Annotated in this window: 21 protein-coding genes and 2 tRNA genes; 10 read left to right on the forward strand and 13 right to left on the reverse strand. The window is 39.5% G+C overall.

Annotated features, from left to right (window positions below; all coding sequences use genetic code 11):
* Window positions 1-9: 9 nt before the first annotated feature.
* From ACQQ5U_RS06075 to ACQQ5U_RS06090, 4 genes are all read left to right on the forward strand, one after another.
* Window positions 10-969 (forward strand): PorP/SprF family type IX secretion system membrane protein, encoded by a 960-nt coding sequence (locus ACQQ5U_RS06075; RefSeq protein ID WP_437396088.1) that lies wholly within the window; start codon window positions 10-12, stop codon window positions 967-969.
* Window positions 970-1113: 144 nt separating this feature from the next.
* Window positions 1114-1470: a dihydroneopterin aldolase gene (folB, locus tag ACQQ5U_RS06080; protein WP_437396089.1), complete on the forward strand. Its 357-nt coding sequence runs from the start codon at window positions 1114-1116 to the stop codon at window positions 1468-1470.
* A gap of 64 nt (window positions 1471-1534) precedes the next feature.
* Window positions 1535-1606 (forward strand) — tRNA-Cys (locus ACQQ5U_RS06085).
* A 96-nt stretch (window positions 1607-1702) separates the two neighbouring features.
* Window positions 1703-1773: transfer RNA gene (locus ACQQ5U_RS06090), tRNA-Cys, on the forward strand.
* Between the two features lie 32 nt (window positions 1774-1805).
* Here the strand turns inward: ACQQ5U_RS06090 and ACQQ5U_RS06095 are convergent.
* From ACQQ5U_RS06095 to rnr, 3 genes are read right to left on the reverse strand one after another with little or no spacing between them, the layout of a single operon-like run.
* A complete protein-coding gene (locus tag ACQQ5U_RS06095) occupies window positions 1806-2468 on the reverse strand; it encodes a LysE family translocator (RefSeq protein ID WP_437396090.1) in 663 nt (220 codons plus the stop codon).
* A gap of 5 nt (window positions 2469-2473) precedes the next feature.
* Window positions 2474-3151, reverse strand: coding sequence for a head GIN domain-containing protein (locus ACQQ5U_RS06100; protein ID WP_437396091.1), 678 nt, complete (start codon window positions 3149-3151; stop codon window positions 2474-2476).
* 52 nt (window positions 3152-3203) lie between these two features.
* Window positions 3204-5387 (reverse strand): ribonuclease R, encoded by a 2184-nt coding sequence (rnr, locus tag ACQQ5U_RS06105; RefSeq protein ID WP_437396092.1) that lies wholly within the window; start codon window positions 5385-5387, stop codon window positions 3204-3206.
* A gap of 594 nt (window positions 5388-5981) precedes the next feature.
* On the opposite strand from rnr, the gene ACQQ5U_RS06110 reads away from it, so the two are divergent.
* The 3 genes from ACQQ5U_RS06110 to ACQQ5U_RS06120 are packed head-to-tail and all read left to right on the forward strand — an operon-like array spanning window position 5982 to window position 7782.
* Complete coding sequence (locus tag ACQQ5U_RS06110) at window positions 5982-6413, forward strand: RpiB/LacA/LacB family sugar-phosphate isomerase (RefSeq protein WP_437396093.1); 432 nt, start codon at window positions 5982-5984, stop codon at window positions 6411-6413.
* 5 nt (window positions 6414-6418) lie between these two features.
* Window positions 6419-7342 (forward strand): cation diffusion facilitator family transporter, encoded by a 924-nt coding sequence (locus tag ACQQ5U_RS06115; protein ID WP_437396094.1) that lies wholly within the window; start codon window positions 6419-6421, stop codon window positions 7340-7342.
* Window positions 7342-7782, forward strand: coding sequence for a GNAT family N-acetyltransferase (locus ACQQ5U_RS06120; RefSeq protein WP_437396095.1), 441 nt, complete (start codon window positions 7342-7344; stop codon window positions 7780-7782). The genes ACQQ5U_RS06115 and ACQQ5U_RS06120 overlap by 1 nt, the downstream gene beginning before the upstream one ends.
* A gap of 40 nt (window positions 7783-7822) precedes the next feature.
* Here ACQQ5U_RS06120 and ACQQ5U_RS06125 read toward each other — a convergent pair whose 3' ends face one another.
* The 8 genes from ACQQ5U_RS06125 to ACQQ5U_RS06160 form a co-directional block, all read right to left on the reverse strand.
* Complete coding sequence (locus ACQQ5U_RS06125; protein ID WP_437396096.1) at window positions 7823-8692, reverse strand: hypothetical protein; 870 nt, start codon at window positions 8690-8692, stop codon at window positions 7823-7825.
* Between the two features lie 25 nt (window positions 8693-8717).
* Complete coding sequence (locus ACQQ5U_RS06130; RefSeq protein WP_437396097.1) at window positions 8718-9326, reverse strand: hypothetical protein; 609 nt, start codon at window positions 9324-9326, stop codon at window positions 8718-8720.
* Window positions 9304-10551 (reverse strand): DNA (cytosine-5-)-methyltransferase, encoded by a 1248-nt coding sequence (dcm, locus tag ACQQ5U_RS06135; protein ID WP_437396098.1) that lies wholly within the window; start codon window positions 10549-10551, stop codon window positions 9304-9306. Before dcm ends, ACQQ5U_RS06130 begins: the two co-directional genes overlap by 23 nt.
* Before the next feature lie 132 nt (window positions 10552-10683).
* Window positions 10684-12309: a S41 family peptidase gene (locus ACQQ5U_RS06140; protein ID WP_437396099.1), complete on the reverse strand. Its 1626-nt coding sequence runs from the start codon at window positions 12307-12309 to the stop codon at window positions 10684-10686.
* Entirely contained in the window at window positions 12293-12736 is a 444-nt protein-coding gene (gene rnpA, locus ACQQ5U_RS06145; RefSeq protein WP_437396100.1) for a ribonuclease P protein component, read from the reverse strand. The genes ACQQ5U_RS06140 and rnpA overlap by 17 nt, the downstream gene beginning before the upstream one ends.
* Window positions 12737-12846: 110 nt before the next feature.
* Window positions 12847-14691 (reverse strand): M1 family metallopeptidase, encoded by a 1845-nt coding sequence (locus tag ACQQ5U_RS06150; RefSeq protein WP_437396101.1) that lies wholly within the window; start codon window positions 14689-14691, stop codon window positions 12847-12849.
* Between the two features lie 3 nt (window positions 14692-14694).
* On the reverse strand, window positions 14695-16344 hold the full coding sequence (locus tag ACQQ5U_RS06155; protein ID WP_437396102.1) for a S8 family peptidase: 1650 nt from the start codon (window positions 16342-16344) through the stop codon (window positions 14695-14697).
* A 26-nt stretch (window positions 16345-16370) separates the two neighbouring features.
* A complete protein-coding gene (locus tag ACQQ5U_RS06160) occupies window positions 16371-17237 on the reverse strand; it encodes an MBL fold metallo-hydrolase (RefSeq protein WP_437396103.1) in 867 nt (288 codons plus the stop codon).
* A gap of 218 nt (window positions 17238-17455) precedes the next feature.
* Here ACQQ5U_RS06160 and ACQQ5U_RS06165 point away from each other — a divergent pair, with 218 nt between their 5' ends.
* Entirely contained in the window at window positions 17456-19291 is a 1836-nt protein-coding gene (locus ACQQ5U_RS06165; protein ID WP_437396104.1) for a cation:proton antiporter, read from the forward strand.
* Here ACQQ5U_RS06165 and lepA read toward each other — a convergent pair.
* The gene (lepA, locus tag ACQQ5U_RS06170) at window positions 19288-21084 is read right to left on the reverse strand and encodes a translation elongation factor 4 (RefSeq protein WP_437396105.1); all 1797 of its coding nucleotides are present in this window, start codon (window positions 21082-21084) and stop codon (window positions 19288-19290) included. The genes ACQQ5U_RS06165 and lepA overlap by 4 nt on opposite strands.
* A 151-nt stretch (window positions 21085-21235) precedes the next feature.
* On the opposite strand from lepA, the gene ACQQ5U_RS06175 reads away from it, so the two are divergent.
* Complete coding sequence (locus ACQQ5U_RS06175) at window positions 21236-23656, forward strand: outer membrane beta-barrel protein (RefSeq protein ID WP_437396106.1); 2421 nt, start codon at window positions 21236-21238, stop codon at window positions 23654-23656.
* Between the two features lie 53 nt (window positions 23657-23709).
* Complete coding sequence (gene dusB, locus ACQQ5U_RS06180) at window positions 23710-24702, forward strand: tRNA dihydrouridine synthase DusB (protein WP_437396107.1); 993 nt, start codon at window positions 23710-23712, stop codon at window positions 24700-24702.
* On the opposite strand, the gene ACQQ5U_RS06185 is transcribed toward dusB, so the two are convergent.
* Window positions 24699-25904 (reverse strand): ABC transporter permease, encoded by a 1206-nt coding sequence (locus ACQQ5U_RS06185; RefSeq protein ID WP_437396108.1) that lies wholly within the window; start codon window positions 25902-25904, stop codon window positions 24699-24701. The two genes, dusB and ACQQ5U_RS06185, sit on opposite strands and share 4 nt — an antisense overlap.
* Window position 25905 lies beyond the last annotated feature (1 nt).

A 25905-nucleotide genomic window follows, 5' to 3' on the forward strand; every position in this document is an offset into this window, starting at 1 on the left:
TTTGGCCCCATGTTAAAAAAAGTATACTCAACTATCCTATTTGTTTCCTTGGCACTTTGTGCCAGGGGACAGGAGTTGACAGTGCCCCAGTTATCCCAATACATAGCGGATAATCCATTTTTGATGTCTCCAACCTATGCAGGTATAGGAGACCATATAAAAGTCCGTTTAAACGGCTTAACACAATGGGTGGGGATTGAAGATGCTCCAGATACCCAGACCTTGGCCGCTGATGCTAGGATTGGCAATAGGTCGGGAATAGGTATGCTTCTTTATAACGATAGTAACGGATACACAAGGCAAAGAGGTGCCAGGGTTTCTTTTGCGCACCATTTAACATTGGACAGATACGATGATATTTTCCTTTCCTTTGGTATTTCCTATAACTTTAACCAGTTTAGGATAGATGTAGAACAATTTGAAGCTAATAATGGTCAGTTGCCAACAGATGACAAGGCCACTACAAACCACAACTTCGATTTAGGTGTACTTTATAGATATGATAAATTCTTTTTTAGTTTAAATGCCGGTAACGTATTAAACAAAGATTTATCCAATTTCAATACAGATATCATTCGTATTGAGCCAAATAAACTAAGAAACTACTACGTGTATTCTGGTTATAGTTTTTCCAAGAGCAAGAACAGTAAATTGGAAATAGAGCCCTCAGTATTCTTTCAATGGTTTGAAAGTGATGGCCGTTCTGTGACCGATTTGAATGCCAAATTCCGCTTTCGTGATTTTGAAGACTATTATTACGTAGGTTTAACCTATCGTTTTTTGAACGATCAATTGGGATCACCATTGTATATAGCTCCAATTGCCGGATTCAAAAAAAGCAATTTTTATTTTGGTTACTCTTATCAAGTAATTACCAACGAAATTTTAGGTTATAGTACCGGTACCCACGTACTTACTGTGGGCATGGATCTTTTCCAAGGGATAAGTAACTGTAGATGTATGTACTAATGCCATTTTTTTATAGGCAAACCTCTAAGTAATCAAACAAAAACAACCACAACTCTTTTCGATTCAGAGCATCAGTGAATTAAACCCGTTTAGTGGGATTTAAAAGGTTTTACCCTATTTTTGCCCTTTCTTAATACAAGGGCTTTGGGAAAGATTAGGTTAAAGAACGTTAGGATACATTCCAACCATGGGTGTTTAAAGGAAGAAATGCTCATTGGGAGCGATTACAGAGTTGATCTTGAGGTTACCACTGATCTTTCCAAACCTGCCATTTCCGACCAGCTTAACGAAACCGTGGACTATGTCCAACTCAATAATATCATAAAAGAAGAAATGACGGTACGTTCCAATCTTCTGGAACATGTGGCCAAAAGAATCATTGATCGCATATTTGATGAAATTTCTGAAGTAACTGAAGTAGAAGTGGAAGTTTCTAAAATAAACCCGCCTATCGGTGGTGATGTGGAAAGTGTTTCGGTAAAACTCGGAATTACTCGATAAACCGATAGGTCCAACTAATTGATACTGTTAATCTTTTTATAATTTTGTAGACAACAATTTAAACGGCATTGTGGTCGAATTGGATAGACAAAGTCCCGCAAGGATTTTTATGGTGGTTCGAGTCCACCCGATGCCTCTAAGATATACTTATCACAAAAATTACACTCAATTCCATTTAGATTATTTTTCAATCTAAATATTCATAAAATATTTTTAGCTTTGCGATCCAATTGGCATCGTGGCCGAGTGGCTAGGCAGAGCTCTGCAAAAGCTTGTACAGCGGTTCGAATCCGCTCGATGCCTCAAAACCCAGTACTTAGTGCTGGGTTTTTTGTTTACAGCTTCTCAATTTTTTCTATTTCTTCTTGAATATCAAACTTATCCTTGGGTAAAAATCCTTTGGTAATCAATACTATACCACAAATAATCAATACAATACCCAATCCCTTTTTTATTAGTACAATACGTTCCTGGGTTAAATAGCGCTTCAATTGTTTGGCTAAAATTATCTTGAGGAGATCAGTTCCAAAATAAACAAGTAAAACGGTACTAAAGAAAACTAGCATCCTATTGGGATTGTTCTCCAAACTGGGACCTACCACAATAATCAACCCCAACCAAAAAGCAAGTACACCAATATTTATAAAGTTTAAAAGAAAACCTTTTACCGCTAAACCTAGATAAGTTCCTTTTGAAGCCTTTACATTGGCTTTCTTTTTGGCCTTTTTTACAAATAGAACAATACCATAAACTAAAAGAATCATTCCCCCGAACACAAAAAGCCCCGGTTCGTTGCTTAAATTCTCCAATAGCTGAAAACTACTGAAGTACGCTATCAACAAGAAAACAATATCGGCAATAATAACACCTATATCCAAGCATACACCAGCCCTAAAGCCTTTAGTGGCACTGGTTTCCAATAAAACAAAGAAAACAGGACCAATCATAAAGCTCAACAAAAATCCCAAAGGGATCGCTGCTTGGATATCCTCAATCATTTTAATTACATTCTTTTTATTTTTCCACCAAAAAGGGTGTGCTCATCCATTTTTTTTGGATCGCCATACACTAGCACTTCACCTCCTGCCTTTACATTGGCCTTTACATAATCTGCCGCATAAATTTCGGCATTTCCACCTGCATTAACGCTTATAGTGGTGAATTTTGTTTTAAAAGTTCCTCCATTATAGGTGCCTCCAGTATTGATAATAACATCCTGGGTATTGGAAAATCCGCCGGTAAAGATTTTCCCTCCGGAAACAGCCTTTATTAACAATTGGTCCACTTCGCAATTAATTTCCAGTTCTCCACCTTCTTGCGCTTTAAGTTCCAAAACTTCTTGCACATAGATATCATCCGATGATATTCTTGCATCTTCGTTAACATCAATGACTACCAACTCTTCAGAATGATATAAATCCACATACGTTCTATATCCGCTAAAGATTTTAACGATTTCCATCCTAATCTTCAATACGCCATTATTATTAACAATGGCGACATTATCGGTATTGGCTCCGGTAATCACCGCTTTGTTTTGGTTGGACTTGATTAAATTAATAGAAATGCCATCAAACCCTTTTATTTCGGTAAACTTTTGTAGGTCTTGGGTTATGGCTCCATCCTGGGCTTCAATAAATTGAAGGGACAGGAACAAAATAACAATCGTAATTATTCTCATGTTATAAAAATTTGGTTCTCAATAGGATAACAAATTTTATTCCAAAATAGTATTATTTCTTTTTACCGATCAACGAAAAGTCCAAATGTCGTTTGACCAAATCCGTGCTCTTTACCATCACATAAACCTCGTCACCCAACTGATACATTCGCTTGGTTCTTTCCCCTATTATAGCATATTGGCGTTCATCAAAAATGTAATAATCATCTTTGATATCACGGATACGAATCATCCCCTCACATTTGTTTTCCACAATCTCCACGTAAATTCCCCATTCTGTAACCCCAGATATTACGCCCAAAAACTCTTGGTCCTTATGGTCTTCCATAAACTTGATCTGCATGTACTTAATAGAATCACGTTCTGCATTGGCAGCTAACAGTTCCATATCAGATGAGTGTTTACACTTTTCCTCGAACGGTTCAGCTTTTGGTGTCTTCTCCTTATCCAAATAATGTTGCAGCAAACGATGCACCATCACATCGGGATAACGTCTAATAGGCGAAGTAAAATGGGTGTAATATTCAAATCCCAGTCCGTAATGTCCAATGTTTTCGGTAGTATAAATGGCCTTGCTCATACTTCGAATAGCCAAAGTATCCACAAGGTTTTGTTCTTTTTTACCTTTTACATCTTCCAATAACTTATTCAGAGATTGATTAATGGTCTTACTATCCTTTAGATTGATACTATGTCCAAATCTGGAAATAACCCCGTTCAAGGCCATTAATTTATCCTCATCGGGCTTGTCATGGACCCTATACACAAATGTTTTCTTTTGTTTACCAATATACTCTGCCACTTTTCTATTGGCCAACAACATAAATTCCTCAATCAACTTATTGGCGTCCTTGGCTTCTTTAAAATATACACCTACAGGTTCGTTGTCTTCAGATAGATGGAACTTTACTTCAATTTTATCAAAAGAAATAGCTCCGGCATCCATTCGGGCCTGACGCATAATCTTGGCCAATCTATCAAATGTTAAAACCGCTTCCACAACTTCGTCCGACACTGAATAAGCTTTTTCCCTAATAGAGATTTCCTTGGGTATATCGTTTTGTTCGGTCTCAATAATGTGCTGCGCTTCTTCGTAGGCAAAACGTTCATTGGAATTAATAGCAGTTCTTCCAAACCACTGTTTTACCAATCGAGCGTTGTCGTCTATTTCAAAAACAGCGGAAAAGGTATATTTTTCTTCATTGGGTCTTAGTGAACATGCCTTATTGGACAGTACTTCCGGCAACATGGGAACTACGCGGTCCACCAAATACACCGAAGTAGCTCTATCATATGCTTCCTCTTCCAAAATTGTATTAGGCTGCACGTAATGCGACACATCAGCAATATGTATCCCTATTTCATAGTTTCCATTTTCCAATTTTTGAAAGGAAAGGGCATCATCAAAATCTTTGGCATCCTTGGGATCGATTGTAAAAGTAAGTACATCGCGCATATCCCTACGCCTGGCAATCTCGGATTCTTTTATACTGGTATCCAAGGTTTTGGCAAACTGTTCCACTTCATATGGAAACTCATATGGGAGACCGTATTCGGCTAAAATCGCATGGATTTCAGTATTATGTTCCCCTGGTCTTCCCAGTACTTCCACAATTTCTCCATATGGTGAATCGGTATCATCTGGCCAATCGCCAAGATTTACCAATACCTTGTCCCCATCGTTAGCTTTCTTTAATTTTTCAGGTGGAATAAAAATATCGGTGTACATCCTGGAATCGGTTGGGCGAACAAAAGCAAAGCTTTTCTGCTTGTCAACAATCCCTACATAAGATGTCTTTTTTCTTTCGAGTACCTTGGAAATCTCACCTTCCATTTTCTTGCTCTTACGTCTCGGTTTTATAAAAACCTCAACAGTATCGCCATGGAAAGCCCTGTTCAAATTATTGTTTTGTACAAATATGTCATCATCCAGCTCATCTACCACAATATAGGCGTTCCCACTTGTGGTAAGATCCACTCTTCCAGTAAAATAAGTATGGAGTGATGGTTTCTTTTGATACTTACCCCTCTCTGGCTCAACAATTCGTTCGCTGGCCTTTAACTGACCTAAACGTTTGATTAACAGATTTCTATCTTGAGTATCGGAAATACCTAACTTTGAAGCTATTTGCTTGTAATTGAAGGCTTTGGATGGTTCTTTTTCAAGTACGGTAAAAATGCCCTTCGTTATCTCACTCTTTCGCTGACTACCAGCTCTCTTCTTTTTCTTCGACATTAACGTCCTTATTTTTTTGAAAAATACGAATTATAATCCTTGAGCCATAAGGAAAGAAAGAGTAATCGCAAACAAAGTCAACTTTATCAACAATAATCAATATTATACTTTTTCTTCTTTTTTAAATTAAATTAAAATGATGGTTATGATAGATCGTTGAAATGTGGAATAAAATTTTCATAAAAAAGTTGCTTTGAACGACTAAAACATTTTGTTCACAACTTGTCAGACAACAAGAAAATTAAGAATCAAGCATTTATATTTTTTATAAACGGATATTAATAACCGTTGTCAACATCAATTTATTGAAAAGTTAATATGTTTTTAATGTTAATTACCCACAAGAAAAAGTTCATATCGGTTGATTAATTTTTAATGGAATATCACCCCAACATTAAATAATTATTTCTACTGATCGATTTTATGGAAAAACAAAATTTGGTTACCATTAGTTTTCTATAAATAGTTAACAAAAACACAATATTGTTAATTGGTTGTTTTTTAAACAAATGCAAAAAGCCTCCTCGCTTTTATGAACAGTGTAACATTAAAAGATATTGTACCTTTGTTTAGCATCCATTTTAATACAAAACCATGAAAATTGCGATAGGAAACGACCACGCCGGAACCGATTACAAACTTGCCATTATTGGGCTATTAAAATCTAAAGGAATTGAAGTCATAAATTATGGCACTGATGGCACTGATAGTGTGGATTATCCCGACTTTACCCATCCCGTGGCCACCGATGTATCTGAAGGAAATGTTGATTTAGGTATTGTATTGTGTGGTAGTGGCAATGGAGCCACAATGACGATAAATAAACACCAAAATGTAAGGGGAGCCCTTTGTTGGAACAAAGAAATTACCTATTTGGCCAGAGAACACAATGATGCCAATATTTTAAGTTTGCCAGCTCGTTTTATATCTCTTCCACAAGCGTTAGAAATGGTGGAAACTTTTTTGAATACAGAGTTTGAGGGAGGTCGGCACGAACGAAGAATAGAAAAAATTCCTTGTAGATAAACCCCATGGGCCATCATCACCATCATCACCACGGACACTCGCATGCACATCCTGATTTAAAAGGGAGAAATCTTCTTATCTCAATTTTTCTGAATATAGCGATTACCTTGGCTCAAGTTATCGGAGGTTTCCTTTCAGGAAGTTTGGCATTATTGTCTGATGCACTCCACAATTTTAGCGACGTACTAAGTTTAATGATAAGCTACGGGGCGAGAAGATTGGGTAAAAAGAAAGCCAGTAAACATAGAACTTTTGGGTATAAACGTGCTGAAATTTTGGCCGCATTTATAAATGCGGCAACCCTTGTTGTGGTAGCCATTATTCTAATGAAGGAAGCTGTTGAAAGGTTGATGGATCCTCAAGAAATTGAATCCAATCTAGTAATTTGGCTTGCACTGATAGCCATTGCCGGAAATGGTTTTAGTGTGTTGTTGTTGAAGAAAGATGCCGACCACAATATGAATATGAGATCTGCCTATTTGCATTTACTTACCGATATGATGGCCTCCGTAGCAGTATTGATAGGTGGTATTTTAATGAAATATTTCCAGATTTATTGGGTAGATGCCCTACTTACGATGATTATTGGGATTTATCTGATTTATATGGGATATGATTTGTTGAAGGAATCCACCAAGGTTTTGATGCTTTTTACCCCAAAATCAGTGGTCATTCAGGAGATAGTAGATTCCATTTGTACCATTGATCAGGTTAAAAACGTCCACCATGTGCATATTTGGCAACTTAATGAAGAAGAAATGCACATGGAAGCCCATGTAGATTTTAAAGATGATATAAAACTTTCCCAGTTTGATGAAATTTTGGAAGAAATTGAAGAACATGTCTACCACGAGCACGGAATCAACCATGTGAATATCCAGCCAGAGTTTGATAAATGCGATTCCAAAAGCGTAATAGTCCAAGATTAATGGAAGTATCAGTTAAAACATTTGATGAACTCATCACTAAAGAACTTTACCAAATTTTGCGCCTCCGTAGCGCAGTTTTTGTGGTAGAACAAGACTGTGTATACCAAGATGTGGATAACAAGGACCAAAAAGCCCTTCATGTTATAGGCGTAAAGGAAGGTGAAATAGTGGCTTACACACGAATTTTTAAACCTGGCGATTATTTTGATAATGTAAGTATTGGTCGGGTGGTTGTTGCACAAGACCAACGTAAATATGGTTTGGGCAAACAGATTATGCAAGCTTCTTTAACCGCGATTAAGGAAAGATTCCCCAATAAACCCATCGAAATTTCCGCACAATCCTACTTATTAAAATTTTATACGGAATTGGGTTTTAATGTGTTTGGAGAAGAATATTTGGAAGATGGTATTCCGCATAGGAGAATGCTAAAAGCGTAAAGCTTCGATGTTATACTGCAAGAATGATAAGCATTAATTGTTATTTAGAACTTGAATTAAGATTAATAACTTCCACCAATTCCATAATTGTTCTGCTTTCATCAATATTATGATAATCTAAACGGACGAAACCATACTTTTTATGGAAATAGGATATTAATTTTGTTTCTCCCAAACGGCTTGTAGCCTTTGACTTTATTACGAAACAATTTAAATTTCCTAGAGCAGTTTTTAATCTGGCCTTTTCAATTATTTCATAGTCATAATTGTTTTCTACAAGGCCATTCCATGACATCCATCTAGGGTCTGACCAAGGGTCACCAATTGTTAGTTTCCAGTCCCAATGGTTTCCAATCTTATAAGGGGCTTTTATATAGGGAAAAGGGTTCAACTCCAAGATTTTAAAGTATTTATCCCGGGGTGGGTGCATCCAAACATTTTTCTCATTTTCAATTACACCCGATGTACTTCCAAAAGGAGCAATGTTATTAGTGTGATTTAAATATAAATAAGATATAACTGTTTGGTTGTAATCCGAGTTAAATCTTGTTGAGTGACCCAAACCCTTCATAACCGTAATCCTCACTTTTTCAAATAGGCTATCTTTTTTACTGGAATAAGGTTGAAATTTCCAATCGGAAAGACTATCAATATATTTAAATGAAAGCCTTTGATTATTTTTTGTGAGGTGTTTAAAAGAATAAATAAAAGAGGTACGCTCCTTAAAAATAGTGTTGTTGTGGTTATATCTACTATCATCAACATTCGTACTGTCAAATTGTTCCACCCAAATGTTATCGTCATCTAGAATTAAAGCATAGTCATAACCATTTTTATTCAAGGATTTACAAGCAAATAATACTAAAAAAATAATCAATACCAATAAGATAAATGAATGTAAAATCTTCATATTTCGAAAGATAACTATTATAAATTCAAACCAACCTTTTCGCCACACCAATCCGCATCAAATAATCCAGTTTTAGGATTAGATTTACAGGTTTTTCCACTTTATTTTTTTTAGAAAAGAAGAGATATCCTTCGGACTTTGAATCAAGCTCTTTCAGCACCAACTTTCCGTGTAGTTTTTTATGGACATAGACCAATTGTTCCAAAAAATTTTGGTTTAATCCCAATTGCTGCAAATGAGAAATAAGCTTTTTACGGTTTACCAAAGTGATGTTACAAGAAGTAAAGACATCTTTTTCATCCGAATAAATGCTAGTGACCAAAGCATAAAATTGCGTCTTTTTCGCGATATCGAACAGCCATCCCTTTTTTTGAGCGTCATTCTTATGGTAAAAAAGTTCAAAGGCAAATGTGGGCAAACTTTCATTTATATAATCCAGTTGTGCCTTTTCATCCACAAAAAACTGCTTTTTTGAACGGTTGTCCTTTAGGATAATATCAATGCCCTGCAATTGTTTGTTAAGATTGGAAACACGCTCAAAACGGTAATGCGTCAAGTGTTTTCTATAATAATGATCCAGTAAGGGGGTTAATTGTTTTTCTTTTGATAGATCAGTTTTGAACTTGCTTTTCAAATTCGGTTATTTTCCGGAACAGGGAAGCACCTACTTTTTCCACAATACCTACCACAAGAGCGTTGCCCATAAAAAAGGCCCGTTTGGCATCCGAGATGCCATTTAATTGGGTATGATTATCCGGAAACATGTTCAACCGTTCCAATTCAACAGGTAAAAGTCTTCGCAGTCCCTTGGAGGTTTGGACCACGTGCTTAAACCGGGATGGGGATTTACCGCCCTCACCGGTTATTATTGTTCTGGAAGGTTGATCAAGAGCATCGGGAAACACCATGCTTCCCTCGCTGTAATTGTATTCAAAACCAGCTTTGGTCTTGCGTATTTCTTTTTTTGAGCCCTTTAAATATTCCCATTTGGGCAAATCCGATTCATCGATATAATATTCGGATGGAATCGAATCTTTTTCTAAAATATCGGAGAGCAATGTTCTTTTTCCATCGAAAGAAGGAGCGGTTTTTAACGTGGTTACTTTTCCGTCAACGCAAATACCCGTGTTTAAAAACGAGGAAAGACCCTTTTCTTTGTTGAAATTTTCGGACAAAGTCACTAAATCCTTGTCCAAATCAAAAGAAACCGGCTTTTGAGCAGATACCGAAACAGGAAAAGCATCACAGAAGGCACCCTCTTTCAACATCCAATCGACCGGATTGTTTTTTTTGAGCTTTTGATATATCTCGGCACCCTTTAAATATGCCAGAAAAAAAATCCGCCTTCGGCGCTGTGGCATGCCATATTCGGCCGCATTTATCACACGCCATTCCACGGCATAACCCAAATCGGATAAACTACGGAGCATAACGGCAAAATCTCTTCCGCGCTGATTGGATGGGGATTTTAAAAGACGGTCAACATTTTCAAAGAAGAGATACTTCGGTTTATTCTTTTTTTCTGAAAGTATCCGGTAGATGGACCACCAAAGCACCCCTTTTTTACCGATGAGCCCTTTGGAATTTTTCAAAGATGTGGCTACGGAATAATCTTGGCAGGGAAAGCCGCCCACAAGTATGTCGTGGTCAGGAATTTCAGAGGTCTTTACGGTTTCAATATTAAAATTGGAATGGTTTTCAGGGCCAAACCGCGCCTCGTAAACCAAGGAAGCGTGTTGCATTTTAGTAGAGGGTTCCCATTGGTTGCTCCACACTACTTTGTAGTGATGGGTGTTTTCCAAACCCAAACGAAATCCACCTACTCCGGCAAAAAGTTCGCAGACCTTTAGTTGTTGCATGCCCAAAAATAGGATTTATTCCTTCTTTTTTGACTCCAAAACACAGTTTGGTAAAAAGAAAGTACGAACACTCCCAAGAAAATAAACCACGCGTATGGATGTTTAATGCATCCAACCCAATTTAGGTTGATGCTATTTTAAAATACTGGAATATTTGTTGCTATCCGCCAACAATTCCTTAGCCGTAAGAATGGCCTCATCGTGGTTTAAGTAGTATTTGTAAAGCCCTTTGCGATAAAAATATCGGGTTATGATTTCGTCTTCCAGATTTTTTTGAATTTCCTTTTGAAAAGTATCCAAGGCGGTTATTTTTCCTCTATTCACAGCGAGAAGCAAGTCTTTGTACTTTTCCTGTACCTCGGCCCCCAATAAGGTATCATCACCATTGACAGACTCTTCTAGTAGTTTTTCTGTTTTGGTTTGGTAGGAGAAGTTTTGCCCTTTGGCGTATGATTTAAACAATGCATAATCAGCATCCGAAAAATTAAAATTTTCTACTGTATCAAAACTGTGATCATAGAAATATTCCGTTGCAAAATCAAAAACAATATTATTGGCTTCCAAAGCGTCAATAAGTGAGTTGGTTTTCAAAGATTCAATCGTAACATCGGGCATTACGCCCCCACCATCCCATACTTTTCTTCCATTTCGGGTGGTAAACTCTTTAAAATTGGTGTTCCTAACAGCGTTCCCCTGCGCATCTCGGTTCCAATAATCCAGGGATTGAATACATCGTCCTGAAGGGGTATAATACCTTGAAATGGTTACCTTTAATTGTGTTCCGTATGTAAGTTTTAGCGGACGTTGCACCAGCCCTTTACCAAAACTACGGGCACCTACGATAACAGCCCGATCTAAGTCTTGCAGTCCTCCAGAAACGATTTCGCTGGCAGAAGCACTTTTCCCGTTTACGAGAACCACCAAAGGAATTTCCTCATCTTCGGGTTTGTTCTTGGTTCTATATTCTTGGTTAAACTTTTTTACTTTGGATTTTGTCGTTACGATTAACTCTCCTTTGGGCACAAAAAGGTTGGTTACATTAATGGCCTCTGATAATAAACCTCCGGGATTTCCTCTTAAATCCAACACCAATTTTTCAGCTCCTTGGCCTTTGAGATCCTGTATGGCCGATTGTGTCTGTTTAGAGGCTTTTCTATTGAATCGGGACAACACAATATATCCTGTTTTGTCGTCAATCATATCGTAAAACGGAACAGCATCCACCTCGACACCCTCGCGAGTGATTGTGGCCGTTTTAGTTGTTCCCCGTCTTAAAAAAGTGACCTCAACAGAAGAGTTATTGGCCCCTTTTAGTAGTTCTCCGGCATTATCGTCGAAGTCGGCAACCAAGGTTTCTCCAATCTTGATAATCTCATCTCCGGCCTTTAGGCCCGCTTTGTCTGCGGCATAACCTTGGTAAGGTTCTACAACAACCAACTTGTTTTCATAAGAACGAACAAGAGCTCCAATACCTGAATACTCTCCCGAATTGTTGATTTTGTAAGATTCAACGTCCTGTTCGTTCAAAAACTGGGTATATGGATCAAGTTCGCCCAACATATTTTTTATGGCGGAATCCATCAACTCTGCTGGATTGGTCTCGTCCACATAGTTCATGTTGAGTTCCTTAAAAAGGGTGGTAAAGATTTCTATTTGTTTGGCAATCTCAAAAAAGTCGCTTTTAAAACTACTGGCCCCGACCAAAACGGTAAGTGCCAAAAGAGGGATAAAAACCTGCTTTTTAATCAATCTTTTCATGGAATTCTTTTTTTACAAAGGCCTCTAACAGTTTTTTCATGGCCGTATCAACTTCGTTAAAACTTGGGGTCTTCTTGCCAAGGTATAAAAATATGAACGCAAAGTTTCCCTCAATGTTGTTAAAAATGAGGGGCTTATTTAGCCTGTATGCTTCTCGTAAAAGGCGTTTTATCCGATTACGTTGCACAGAAGTCTTAAACTTTTTCTTAGGCGCCACTACAGCGGCTTTTACGAGTGCCTCTTCTTTGGAATTGATGTTGAGGTAAATCAATTTAATGGGAAATTCGCGTAAATTTTTGCCTTCGGTAAAAAGCGCTTCGAACACCTTTTTGTTCGTCAGCTTTTCTTTTTTGGGAAAGGCAATGTCCCCTTGAAGAGATTTTAGTGGGGTTTCTGACTTATTTGAATTGGTATTTTTTTCTAGCATTTTACCGGCAACTCCGTTTAAAGGGTAAATTACTTAAATAAATCTTACATAAAATAAGAAAGGGCGGCACAATCGGCCACCCTTAATTATCATTACAAAGAAAGAGGCACTTATTCCTCTGCCTGATATACGTTGTTTTCACCATCTACATCGGCCATTAATTGTGATGGGTCGATCATAATGGCCTGAACGTTATCCAAAGGCATGTCCAAGGTAAACTCGTATGTTGGGTAAGCCCAAGGCCAGTCTTTCAAAACCGTACGTTTTAGATTGGGGTAAGGATTTTCTTTTTCACCATACATCATGCGCAATGGAACATAATAGGTTTCTTGTGTTCCATCTTTACCTACTACCAAAATATCCAAAGGCATTGGCATTTCGCCAATTCTTTCCATGCTTACTTTAGTTTTGTCCCCATCCGCTTCTACACTTTTAATCCCATAATCGATGGTGTTGGTGGTCTGTGTCCAATCGGTCAAGTACCAATTCAGCTCCATTCCAGATACTTTCTCCGCTGTTCTTTTAATATCGTTCGGTACAGGATGCTTAAACTTGAAGTCTTCAAAATATTTCTGAATAGTCTCCATCAGTTTGTCCTGTCCGATTATGTAACCAAGTTGAGAAAGGAATATGGAACCTTTACTGTAGGCGGCAACACCATAGGCAAAATTTGTGGTGTATCTATCGGCATGTGTGGCTTGTGGCATTTCCAGACCAGAATTTACCAATGCATAATAGTTTCTGTAAGACCCTTCGAACGGGTTTTGTTTGTTCTGTTCCATAATTTGGTTCATGCAAAGGCTACTGATAAAGGAGGTGAATCCTTCATCCATCCATTCGTGCTCGGACTCGTTGGTGGCGAGTACATGCTGGAACCAAGAGTGGGCCATTTCGTGCACCATAACCCCGACCAGGCTACCGTATTCGCGATTTCCAGTAACCAACGTGCTCATGGCGTATTCCATTCCACCGTCACCACCTTGTACAACAGAATATTGCTCATATGGATATTTCCCTACATTCTTGCTGAAGAAAGACATGGCTTCGGCGGTTTTAGGTTGTAATTTTTTCCAGTTTTCATTGAATTCCGGATTGTCTTTGTAGAAAAAATGAAGTGTTGGTCCATCTTCCATCTCATAAGTATCGTGGATGTATTCTGGGTCGGCCGCCCACATAAAATCGTGCACTTGCGGCGCTTTAAAATGCCATGTAAGAGTTTTTCCCTTCGTTTTTACTTTAGTGCCCGGGGTTTCGTATCCGTGACCAATTTCTTGTGGGTTTTGAAGATATCCAGTGCCTCCTACGGTATAATCTTTGTCCAAGGTTATTTTTACGTCAAAATCCCCCCAAACACCGTGGAATTCACGGGCAATGTATGGATTTGGATGCCAACCTTCAAAATCGTATTCTGAAAGTTTTGGGTACCATTGGCTCATGGAAAGCGCGACACCTTCTTTACTGTTTCTTCCGGAACGTCTTATTTGCAAAGGAATTTGTCCTTCAAAGGTCATTTCCAATGTAGTTTTCCCACCAGCTGGAATCGGTTTGGCCAAATCTACTACAAGAATGGTTCCCTCCTCGGTAAAAGTAACGGGCTGACCATCTTGGGTAAGTGTTTTGGCGTGCAAATACCCCATTTCATCTTCAGAGAGAGGGGCAATTCGACTTTTTCCGTCTTCCATCATCCTTTTATCGGGATCTTTAATGTTTTGGAGCCTAATATCCATTTCACTACCGGGCTGAAAAGCATTGTAATACAAATGATAGAAAACCCGATTCAAATCATCGGGAGAGTTATTGGTATAGACCAATTTTTGGGTGCCGGTGTACTGGTATGTTTTCACATCCATTTGTACATCCATGGTATAATCCACATGTTGTTGCCAGCTACTTGAGTTTTGTGCACTTAAAAAAAGAGTAGCCCCGAAAAAGGCTAAAAAAAAGAAACGCTTCATATGTTATTTTGAATTACTTTCTAAGGTCATTTTACCGTTTGAAATGTTGTTTGCCAAAATTAAGGCATTATATGCATTGACCATTTTACCAGACTTAGAAATTTTGTCGAAAGTGGTGGCTTTTGTCTCGTCACCGGCCACAATTACAGATGCTTTTGTTCTTAATCCAGATTGCATTATGATATTTTTCACCTGTGATGCGGATAAATCTGGATGAAAAGATCGTATCAATGCGGCTACACCGGCGACCGCAGGAGCAGCCATCGAAGTTCCTCCTTGAAATTCATAATCATTGTCCGGCATGGTAGAGTAAATTTCGGCACCGGGAGCGAATACGTCAACCCGTTGATTTCCATAATTGGAAAAAGAGGCCACCATTTCAGAACCATAGTTGCTGGAAAGCGCACCAACAGTAATCATATTATCTACAAACTCTCGGTCTTCATCCATATCATCGTTTGGATAATTTCTGTTTTTAGGATCTTCCAAGTCCTCCCCATCGTTACCTGCAGCATGAACAATAAGAACATCTTTGGAGGCAGCATATTTTATGGCATCGTAAACCCACTCTGCTTTAGGAGAAAAGGACTTTCCAAAACTACAGTTGATGATAGATGCGCCGTTATCCACAGCATAGCGAATGCCAAGAGCAATATCTTTATCGTATTCATCTCCATTGGGAACTGCCCTAATACTCATTATTTCTACATTATTGGCAACACCATCGACCCCAATTCCATTATTTCGTGTTGCAGCAATAATGCCAGCAACATGGGTTCCATGGCTTTCGGTATCCACTTGGTTTTTTGGGTTTCCGTTTCCATAAGGAACATCGGTAATATCATATGGGTCGTCACCTACAGGAGCTCGACCGTTAAACTCTTTGTTGAGGTTATAATTGGCTTGTTCGGAAAAATACTTGATGCCTTCCTCCAATTCTTCCAAAACTTCTGGGATACTGTCACCATAGGTGAACATTTGCGATAAAACAGCAACACTTTGCTCCATTTGAGCGGTTTTTGGTTCAATGGAAAGCAAATCTTTTTTAGTATAGGCTTCTTTGCCCAATTCGGATTTAACCAACTGGTCCGCTCCTTGTACCACTTGAAATATTTGCTCGTACTGTTGCTTGTTCTGGACGGCCTCGGGATATTCCTTGTCCAACAAAAGTCTAGCCTCCGCCCTTTCGGAAGCATCACCAATGTTCAAACGCAGCATACGAACATATTCGAGTTGCTCATTATAGGAATCTCCCAAAAAATTATAACCATGAACATCATCTACATAACCATTGCCATCATCATCTTTGCCATTATTTGGGACTTCGTCAGTATTGGTCCAAAGCACATCTTTTAAATCTTCGTGCCCTAAATCCATACCCGAATCCAAAACGGCCACTACTACGGTTTTCCCCTTTTTGTTCTTTATGATTTCGTTGTAGGCTTTGTCCACGCTCATACCAGGAATGGTGTCTGCAACAAGATCCAGATGACCCCAATGTTTTTTCTCGGCATCGGTAAGCTCAGCAACTTTTAAAGGGACCGTATCAATATTCTGAACCGGGGTTGAAACCAATGTTGTTGATCCACAACCCATTAAAAATAGGGCGGCGGTAATTGAAAGGAATGATAGTTTGTTATATGTGCGATTCATAAAATGTGTTTGTAAAAAATAAGAAGTTATTGTGCTTTGAATAGTTCGTCATAGGAAAACAGTTCATCTAAACGCGCCCCTTTTTCTGTCTGCTTAAGTGAGCAGATTTGGTTGTGGGCATCGTGTTCAAATAATAGCAGCCAATTGTTTTCTACAGCTTTATTTAAAAATGATTGCTTCTCTTTAAGGGTCAATAAAGGACGTGTGTCATACCCCATTACATAAGGCAGGGGAATATGGCCTACCGTTGGAATTAGGTCGGCCACAAAAACCATGGTTTTGCCTTTGTAATTTAAATGAGGAAGCATTTGTTTATCGGTATGTCCATCTACAAAATGGATGCCAAAACCAAGTTCAGATTTTTCCAGAAAGGAATCGTTTTCTCGGTCCACAAAATGGAGTTGTCCGCTTTCTTGCATGGGCAAAAGGTTTTCTTTTAAAAAGGAGGCCCTTTCCCGGGCATTGGGCCGTGTTGCCCAATCCCAGTGATCTTTGTTGGTCCAAAAGCGGGCATTTTTAAAAGCTGGCTCGTATCCGGTTCGGTCCTTGTTCCATTGTATACTACCCCCACAATGGTCAAAATGTAGGTGTGTTAAAAAAACATCAGTGATATCATCACGGTGAAATCCGGCCTTTTTCAAGGACCTGTCCAAGGTGTGGTCGCCCCAGAGAAAGTAGAAGCTAAAAAACTTTTCGGATTGTTTGTTGCCCAGGCCATTATCTATCAAAATAAGCCTGTCACCATCTTCAATCAAAAGGCAACGGGCAGCCAGGTCAATCATGTTATTGCCATCTGCAGGGTTGGTTCTGTTCCAAATGGATTTTGGAACCACACCGAACATGGCCCCTCCATCTAACTTAAAATTACCGGTCTCTATGGGATAAATTGTCATTCTGAAAGTAAAATGGGATGCAAAATAAGAAAAGCACTACCCAAATGGCGAAAAAATATAAATATATTGGCCGTATTTTAACATAAACAGGATAAGCGTAAGATATCGGACATAGTTTTTGCTAATATGTGGTATGAAGGTAGAACAAAAACATTTGGAGCTTCTGTGTAGAACGATTATCTAAAAGAAAAACAGTAAATTTCCGCAAAACTTAGACCATGCTCGAACTTGCTGGAATTATAATTCTTGGCATTATTGCTCAATGGGTGGCTTGGCGGTTTAAATTGCCGGCCATTTTACCTTTGATATTGATCGGTTTGCTGGTGGGTCCCATCGCAACGCTGTATACGGAAGATGGATCAAAAATTATTGAACCCATCTGGAATGGAGAAAAAGGCCTGTTCCCCGGGGAAGGGCTTTATTATTTTGTGTCGCTTGCCATTAGTGTAATCCTTTTTGAAGGAGGCCTTACCCTTAAGAGGGCAGAAATATCCAACGTAGGACCCGTAATAACAAAGCTGATAACCATAGGTACGATTGTTACCTTTTTTGGGGCGGGTGTATCGGCCCATTATATTTTTGGCCTTTCATGGCAGATTTCTTTCCTGTTTTCCGCACTGATAATTGTTACTGGGCCTACTGTGATAACTCCTATTTTAAGAAACATTCCACTTAAAAAGGATGTTTCAGCAGTTTTAAAATGGGAAGGAATTTTGATCGATCCCATTGGAGCTCTTGTTGCTGTATTGGTGTTTGAATTCATCAGTGTAGGTGAAGGACACACATTTACACAAACTGCTTTGGTAGAGTTCGGTAAAATTATTCTGTTTGGAACCACTTTTGGTTTCACCTTCGCTCATGCGTTGGCATTTGCCATTAAAAAAGATTTTATTCCGCATTATTTATTGAACGTAGTTTCCTTGTCCACCGTGCTTTTGGTTTATGTGGAGTCAGACCTTTTTGCCCATGAATCTGGCTTATTGGCCGTTGTGGTGATGGGAATGGTGTTGGGAAATATGAAGCTGCCCAACATAAAGGAATTGCTTTATTTTAAGGAGTCGCTCAGTGTTTTGTTGATTTCCATATTATTTATACTCTTGGCCGCTAATATAAATATTAGCGATATGGAGTTAATTTATAACTGGAGGACACTTGCCCTTTTTGCTGTGATTGTTTTTATAATCCGGCCAATTGGGGTATTTCTCAGTTCTCAGGGATCAAATCTAAAACTTAACGAAAAGCTGTTTATTGGCTGGGTGGGACCAAGGGGTATCGTGGCCGCAGGTATTGCATCTCTTTTTGGCTCAAAATTGATGATAAGAGGAGAAGCCGGGGCAGAATACATCACCCCTTTGGTTTTTATGATCGTTTTGGGCACGGTATTGTTAAATGCCACCACGGCACGTTTGTTTGCTAAACTTGTTGGGGTCTTTTTGAAAAAATCCGAGGGTATTTTGATTATTGGCGCATCCAAATTGTCCAGACTCATTGGTAATTATTTGAAAAAGAACAACAGACACGTTGTTCTGATAGACAATAACCAAAACAATGTGGAAAAAGCAAAGAGATTGGGTCTTGAAGCCATTACGGCCAATATTTTTTCCGATACCCTAACGGATAATATCGAACTTAACGATATGGGCTATTTAATGGCTTTGACCGGCAACTCTGATATTAACAAATTTGCAATCAATAAGTTCCAAAAACAATTTGGAGAAAATGGAGCGTTCCGTTTGGTAAATACTGAGGAGGTAAAGGATCCAGAAAACAACCCAAAGGAAGGTCTCTTCTCCCATACAGACGATTTTATTCAATTAATGGACACCGTTCGTAAACACCCTACCATCCATGAAATAGACCTTAAGAACAAGGAACACTACGATGGATTGATAGACATTACCCAAAAAGGGAAGGACATGGTTCCGCTGTTTACCAAATCACCTAGCGGAAGTATTGATATTATTCCGGCCAACAGTAAGGATTTTACTCCCAAAGGTGAGGGCTATAAACTGGTTTACCTTGGTAAATTATTAGAAATGAAAACAGAGGATTAATCATTCAATTTTAATACGGCCATAAAAGCTTGCTGTGGAATTTCTACATTCCCTACTTGGCGCATCCGCTTTTTACCTTTTTTCTGTTTTTCCAATAACTTACGCTTACGGGAAATATCACCACCGTAACATTTGGCGGTAACATCTTTTCTAAGGGCCTTTATAGTCTCTCTCGAAATAATTTTCGAACCAATGGCTGCCTGAATTGGAATATCGAATTGCTGTCTTGGAATCAGCTCTTTCAATTTCTCACACATCTTTTTCCCAATGTGATAGGCATTGTCAAAGTGTACAAGAGCCGAAAGGGCATCAACAGGTTGTGCATTCAATAAAATGTCCACACGAACCAATTTTGAGGGCCGCATTCCGATTGGGGAATAATCAAAAGAAGCATACCCTTTGGAAACGGTTTTTAAACGATCGTAAAAATCAAAAACGATTTCCGCCAAAGGCATATCAAAAATAAGCTCAACACGCTCGGTGGTCAAATACGTCTGGTTAACAATTTGTCCTCTCTTTTCAATACAGAGAGACATTACGTTGCCGACAAAATCAGCCTTTGTAATGATAGTTGCTTTGATATAGGGTTCTTCAACCCGATCAATAGTAGATGGGTCCGGCAAATCGGTAGGATTGTTGACTATAATAGGGTCTGGATCACCTTTGGTGGTATACGCATGGTAGCTCACGTTGGGCACTGTGGTAATCACGGTCATGTCAAATTCACGCTCCAAACGCTCTTGAATGATCTCCATGTGCAACATTCCCAGGAACCCACATCGAAACCCAAAACCTAGGGCCGCACTACTTTCTGGGGTAAATACCAAAGAAGCATCATTTAACTGCAACTTTTCCATGGAAGAGCGTAAGTCTTCAAAATCTTCGGTGTCTACAGGATAAATTCCGGCAAAAACCATAGGTTTTACATCTTCAAAACCTCCAATGGGATTTTTGGTTGGTTCCGCAGAATCTGTAATGGTATCCCCCACTTTTACTTCACGGGCATCTTTAATTCCAGTGATCAAATAGCCCACATCACCCGTAGAAATCTTGTTTTTAGGGAGCTGGGTCAATTTTAAAGTGCCAATTTCGTCAGCATAGTAAGACTTGCCTGTGGCCACAAATTTTATCTTTTGACCTTTGGTAATTTCGCCGTTTACGACCCTAAAATAGGTTTCGACACCTCTAAACGGGTTGTAAACAGAATCAAAAACAAGGGCTTGGAGTGACTCGTCTGGATTGCCTTTTGGGGCGGGAACACGTTCAATAATTGCGGTAAGAATCTCTTCAATTCCGATACCTGTTTTGGCACTTGCTTGGATTACCTCTTCGGGCTTGCAGCCCAAAAGGTCAACAATATCGTCAGTAACTTCTTCGGGGTTCGCACTCGGCAAATCAACTTTGTTGAGCACCGGAATAATTTCCAAATCGTTTTCTAGGGCCAAATATAGATTGGATATGGTCTGGGCCTGAATGCTCTGTGCGGCATCAACCACCAAAAGCGCACCCTCACAGGCTGCTATGGAACGGGATACTTCATATGAAAAATCGACGTGCCCAGGGGTGTCAATCAGGTTGAGCACATATTTCTCGCCATTATGAACATAGTCCATTTGAATAGCATGACTCTTTATCGTAATCCCGCGTTCGCGTTCCAAATCCATATTGTCCAACAACTGGTCCTGTTTTTCGCGTTCGGTAACCGAACCAGTAAAATCCAACAATCGGTCTGCCAAGGTGCTTTTGCCGTGGTCTATATGTGCAATGATGCAAAAATTCCTGATCTTCTCCATATCAACAATAACATACCCTAAAAAAGGGACATAATCAACTGCAAATATAATTGTTTTAAATGCCCGCAAATGGTTTTTTGTAAATAAGAAAATAACCTCTTATTCCGCTCAAAAATAATTTCTTAGATTTGAGGTTCAACCCAAACCTCTAATGAAGAACCTCACCTCTATTGTTTTATTGGTGCTTTATACAATATGTGGCGCATACGCCCAGACCTTTACGATTACCGGAAAGGTTGTGGACGAACAAAATCAGATAATTCCTTACGCCAACATTTTGCTTCTTCAGGCAACCGACTCCACTTTTGTTAAAGGAACCTCGGCAAACGAGGAAGGCTTTTTTGAGCTTTCTGAAGTGGAACCCAACCTATACTTACTACAGGCAAGTTATGTAGGCAGAGGATCAGAACCCAGAGCTTTGGACATTGCTACAAATGTCTCTTTGGGCGCATTGATTATCCCATTGGAAAACAACGAATTGGACGAGGTTGTAGTTACAGCACAACGCCCCAAGCTTCAACGACTACCGGACAGACTGGTCTTTTCGGTGGAAAACACTGTGGTTTCCCAGGGAACTTCATGGGATATCCTGAAAAGCACACCCGGGGTTATCGTAAATCAGAATGATTTATTGATTCGAGGTCAAAATGCCACGGTCTATCTTAATGATAGGAAGGTGCAGCTATCAGGCCAGGAAGTTCAAGATTTGCTCCAGGGACTTTCGGGGACCAATATTAAATCTGTGGAAGTCATCGCAAATCCTCCCGCAAGCTATGATGCCGAAGGAGGCCCAATTTTGAATATTATTACCAGTAAAAACATTGTTCCAGGATATAAAGGAAGTGTCAATGGAACGGTTACCCAAGCCGTTTTCCCCAAATACAGTATTGGTACAAGCCACTATTACAAAACGGACAAGCTCAATTTGTTTGCGAATTATACCATCAACCCCAAGAAAGAGATCAATAAAACTAAAAAGGGTATCAATTTCATGGATGATTTGAATACTATTTTCTCGGTTTGGGACACGGATTACAAACAAACGGATAAGTCACAATCCCAGAATGCAAGCTTTATATTGGATTATGATTTTGATGCCCGAAACAGCTTGAACCTGACATCAAATCTACTTTTCAATCTAGACCAAGAGCAGGAGACCCTTTTGGATAACGAAATTAGAAATGCACAGGCACAGTTGGATTCTACATTTACCACTCAAAACAATGCCAATATGGACAACACCAATTTGGCTTTCGACCTTACTTATGTTCACAAATTAAAGAAGGAAGGAGCCCAAATTAAGGCGAATGGTCATTATACCTACTTTCAACGGGAAATGTTCCAGCGCCTATCATCCAATTATTTTGATGCGGACGGTGCGTTTTTGAGGGATTTTGGGTTTGATACCGACTCGGATCAAGAAATAAAGATTTTCACGGGACAATTGGACTATTCAACTCCTATCGGAAGCGCCTCTTTTGAAACGGGAGCAAAAATGTCATCGATTATCTCTGAAAACAACATGGACTTTTTCAATTTTAACGGATCCAGCAATACGGTGGATGCATCGCAATCGGACCGATATATTTATGATGAGGATGTTTACGCAGCTTACATGAGTTTTGTAAAAAATTGGGAAAAATGGTCCATGAAGTTGGGGGTTCGTGGAGAGTTGACCAAGGCCGAGGGGCGTTCTTTGACTTTAGATCAGGTCAATACCCAAGACTTTTTTGAGCCGTTCCCATCGTTTTATTTGCTTTATTCGCCATCGGATAAGCATAGCTTTTCTTTTGACTATGGAAGAAACATTAACCGACCTAAGTACAATGACCTGAATCCTTTTAGGTTTTTTTATAACGAAAACGATTATGAAGAGGGAAATCCAAGTTTGAGACCTAGCTTCAGTAACAATTTTAATTTCAACTATACGCTCAACAGCGAATATTTCTTCGATGTCTACTACAGAGACAATGGCAGCAACATTGCTTATTTGGTGTTCCAGGATAACCAAAACCAAACCTTGGTGGAGCTAAAACAGAATGTGTTGGAAAGTAAATCTTATGGGTTGGACTTCACCTTGAGCAAATCCATTTTACCTCCTTGGTATATGTATGCCTACACTTCGGTTTTCCATGAAGAAGAAACTTTTTTGGCGGAGCAAAGTGGAAACGTGCCTTATACCAACGAGGTTAACGGGGTCTATGCCTATGTGGGTAATTATTTAACCTTGTCTGGCGACGGAACCTTCACTGGAGAGATTGCCGCCACCTATATTTCAAAGTTCTTGTTCGGCTCTTATGTGTCCGATGAGCAGTTTAATTTGACGATTGGTTTGCGAAAGACCTTGTTCGATAACAAAATTACCTTATCCCTTACGGCAGAGGATCTTTTGGAAAAATATGTACCTACCTACCGCTCACAGTACCTCAACCAAGACAATTTTTATCGTAGACGGCCAGAAACACAATTTATCCGCTTTGGATTCACCTATAATTTTGGAAATTTCCGATTGGAAGATAACCAGCGTGGAATTGATAAAAAAGAACGCGAAAGACTTCAATCTCAAGACTAGCTTTTAGGTTATCACCTATTTTGTACTTTTGCAGTCCAAAAAACTATAGGATTTTGCCAAAAATTGGAAACATAGAACTCCCTGATTTTCCGCTTCTTCTAGCCCCAATGGAAGATGTGAGCGACCCACCTTTCCGTAAATTGTGCAAGGAGCAAGGTGCGGATGTGGTATATACCGAGTTTATTTCTTCCGAAGGATTGATCAGGGATGCCGCCAAAAGTGTCATCAAACTGGACATTTACGAAAAAGAACGCCCTGTGGGCATTCAGATTTTTGGTGCCGAATTGGATTCTATGCTTCAGGCGGTGGATATCGTTGAAAAATCCAATCCAGACATTATCGATATCAATTTTGGCTGTCCCGTAAAAAAGGTGGTCTGCAAAAATGCAGGAGCAGGTATTTTGCGCGACATTCCGTTGATGGTGAAATTGACCGAAGAAATTGTAAAACGCACGAAGTTGCCCGTAACCGTAAAAACCCGTTTGGGTTGGGACACCAGTTCCATCAAAATTATTGAGGTGGCAGAACGATTGCAGGATGTTGGGATTGATGCCATTTCCATTCACGGGCGTACCCGTGTACAGATGTACAAGGGGGAAGCCGATTGGAAGCCCATTGCGGAAGTAAAGAATAACCAACGAATGCACATTCCTGTATTTGGGAACGGTGATGTGGACACACCCGAAGCCGCAGTAAAAATGCGAGACGAATACGGTCTTGATGGTGCCATGATCGGCAGGGCCAGTATAGGTTACCCTTGGTTTTTTAAGGAAGTAAAACACTACTTTAAAACGGGAGAGCATTTAGCTCCGCCAACAATGCATGAGCGTGTAGAGGCAGCTCGTAGGCATTTGCAAATGGCCATTGATTGGAAAGGTGAAAAATTGGGCGTTTTTGAAACCCGAAGACATTACACTAATTACTTCAAGGGTATTCCGCATTTTAAGGAATACCGAATGAAAATGGTGACCAGTGATGAGGCTGCCGATGTTTTTGCTGCTTTTGATGAGGTACAGGAAAAATTTGGCGATTTTCAATTCGCTTAAGCGGAAATTAATTTTTCGGAAATACGGCTGCTTGCAATTTTTGAAGAGATAAAGCCCAAAACCACAATTGTTCCGATTACAATCAACAAGTTGATGACATCGAATTCTACCGGATAGGCCAATGATGGTGTAATCTTCAGCCATCCGAAGGCTAGTTGAGAACCGATTAACAGAGAACCGATCAAAACGCCTATCAATCCACCAAAAGAGGTAACCAATAAGCCTTGGATAAAATAAATGCGACGCAATTCTTTGATGGTCGTACCCAAACTGTAAAGCGTTTTGGAATTCTGTTGCTTGTCCAAAATCATCATGATAATGGCCCCGACAACATTGAATAGGGCGATGATCAACACGAGTGTGAAAATCAAATAGGTTGCCAAATTTTCAGTATTCAGCATACGGTAGAGCGAAGTATTTTGCTCTCTGCGCGTCAAAACGTAAACCTTATCACCCAAAACCTCCGAAATGGAGTTGCGAACTGCATCGGGAGAGGCACCATCCGTCAATTTAAAATTGATGCCGGAGACTTCGGTACTATCTTTTTGCAACAGCTCTTGAACCAATGGAAGACGGGAAAACACGTATTTTTTGTCCAGACTTTCCTCCACTGCATAAACGCCACTTACCACCAAAGCAAGGTCATCATAAGGTTTGGAATTAAAGCCTTGTTGGGAAAAAGAGCCCTCGCCGGGTTTAGGCACCAAAACTTCCATAGCGGTCCTGTTGTTAATTGGTACGCCCAACAAATTATAGATGCCAATTCCAATGACTCCGTTGTACACATCGGAGCCCCAGTTTCCAAAAATCAGGGTACTGTCCACCCCTGTAACGGCGCGGTAGTTTTCATCCACTCCTTTTATGTAGGCGATGGTGCTTTTCTCTTTATAGGTAAGGTAAGCCCGCTCTTCAAGTTCTTTGGAGAAATTCGCCAATCCTTCAATTTGACCAAGCTCAGATTCTTCATCTGGAGAGATGGTAAAATGCTTCCCAATGGAGGGCGAAGCCTTCAAATCGGGGTCAAACGTATTGGAAAAAGAAAGGCTGAACGTCTTTAAACCGGCAAAAGCGGAAAGCACGATAAAAAGGGCGGCTGAACCTATCACAATCACTAAAAAAGTGATGAAATTGATAATATTTACCGCATTTTGGCTGCTTTTGGACCGTAAATAACGTTTTGCGATATAAAGGGGAAAGTTCAAA

This window comes from Flagellimonas lutimaris, from assembly GCF_051494225.1.
Lineage (GTDB): Bacteria > Bacteroidota > Bacteroidia > Flavobacteriales > Flavobacteriaceae > Flagellimonas > Flagellimonas lutimaris_A.

What these genes read in the sequence shown, in the direction of transcription:
- ACQQ5U_RS06165 (WP_437396104.1), top strand. Translation starts at nt 17,456, where the DNA reads ATGCTCGAACTTGCTGGAATTATAATTCTTGGCATTATTGCTCAATGG.
- ACQQ5U_RS06125 (WP_437396096.1), bottom strand. Translation starts at nt 8,692, where the DNA reads ATGAAGATTTTACATTCATTTATCTTATTGGTATTGATTATTTTTTTA.
- ACQQ5U_RS06095 (WP_437396090.1), bottom strand. Translation starts at nt 2,468, where the DNA reads ATGATTGAGGATATCCAAGCAGCGATCCCTTTGGGATTTTTGTTGAGC.
- dcm (WP_437396098.1), bottom strand. Translation starts at nt 10,551, where the DNA reads ATGCAACAACTAAAGGTCTGCGAACTTTTTGCCGGAGTAGGTGGATTT.
- ACQQ5U_RS06155 (WP_437396102.1), bottom strand. Translation starts at nt 16,344, where the DNA reads ATGAATCGCACATATAACAAACTATCATTCCTTTCAATTACCGCCGCC.
- rnr (WP_437396092.1), bottom strand. Translation starts at nt 5,387, where the DNA reads ATGTCGAAGAAAAAGAAGAGAGCTGGTAGTCAGCGAAAGAGTGAGATA.
- rnpA (WP_437396100.1), bottom strand. Translation starts at nt 12,736, where the DNA reads ATGCTAGAAAAAAATACCAATTCAAATAAGTCAGAAACCCCACTAAAA.
- ACQQ5U_RS06110 (WP_437396093.1), top strand. Translation starts at nt 5,982, where the DNA reads ATGAAAATTGCGATAGGAAACGACCACGCCGGAACCGATTACAAACTT.
- ACQQ5U_RS06150 (WP_437396101.1), bottom strand. Translation starts at nt 14,691, where the DNA reads ATGAAGCGTTTCTTTTTTTTAGCCTTTTTCGGGGCTACTCTTTTTTTA.
- ACQQ5U_RS06100 (WP_437396091.1), bottom strand. Translation starts at nt 3,151, where the DNA reads ATGAGAATAATTACGATTGTTATTTTGTTCCTGTCCCTTCAATTTATT.
- ACQQ5U_RS06115 (WP_437396094.1), top strand. Translation starts at nt 6,419, where the DNA reads ATGGGCCATCATCACCATCATCACCACGGACACTCGCATGCACATCCT.
- ACQQ5U_RS06140 (WP_437396099.1), bottom strand. Translation starts at nt 12,309, where the DNA reads ATGAAAAGATTGATTAAAAAGCAGGTTTTTATCCCTCTTTTGGCACTT.
- ACQQ5U_RS06075 (WP_437396088.1), top strand. Translation starts at nt 10, where the DNA reads ATGTTAAAAAAAGTATACTCAACTATCCTATTTGTTTCCTTGGCACTT.
- ACQQ5U_RS06120 (WP_437396095.1), top strand. Translation starts at nt 7,342, where the DNA reads ATGGAAGTATCAGTTAAAACATTTGATGAACTCATCACTAAAGAACTT.
- ACQQ5U_RS06160 (WP_437396103.1), bottom strand. Translation starts at nt 17,237, where the DNA reads ATGACAATTTATCCCATAGAGACCGGTAATTTTAAGTTAGATGGAGGG.
- lepA (WP_437396105.1), bottom strand. Translation starts at nt 21,084, where the DNA reads ATGGAGAAGATCAGGAATTTTTGCATCATTGCACATATAGACCACGGC.
- ACQQ5U_RS06175 (WP_437396106.1), top strand. Translation starts at nt 21,236, where the DNA reads ATGAAGAACCTCACCTCTATTGTTTTATTGGTGCTTTATACAATATGT.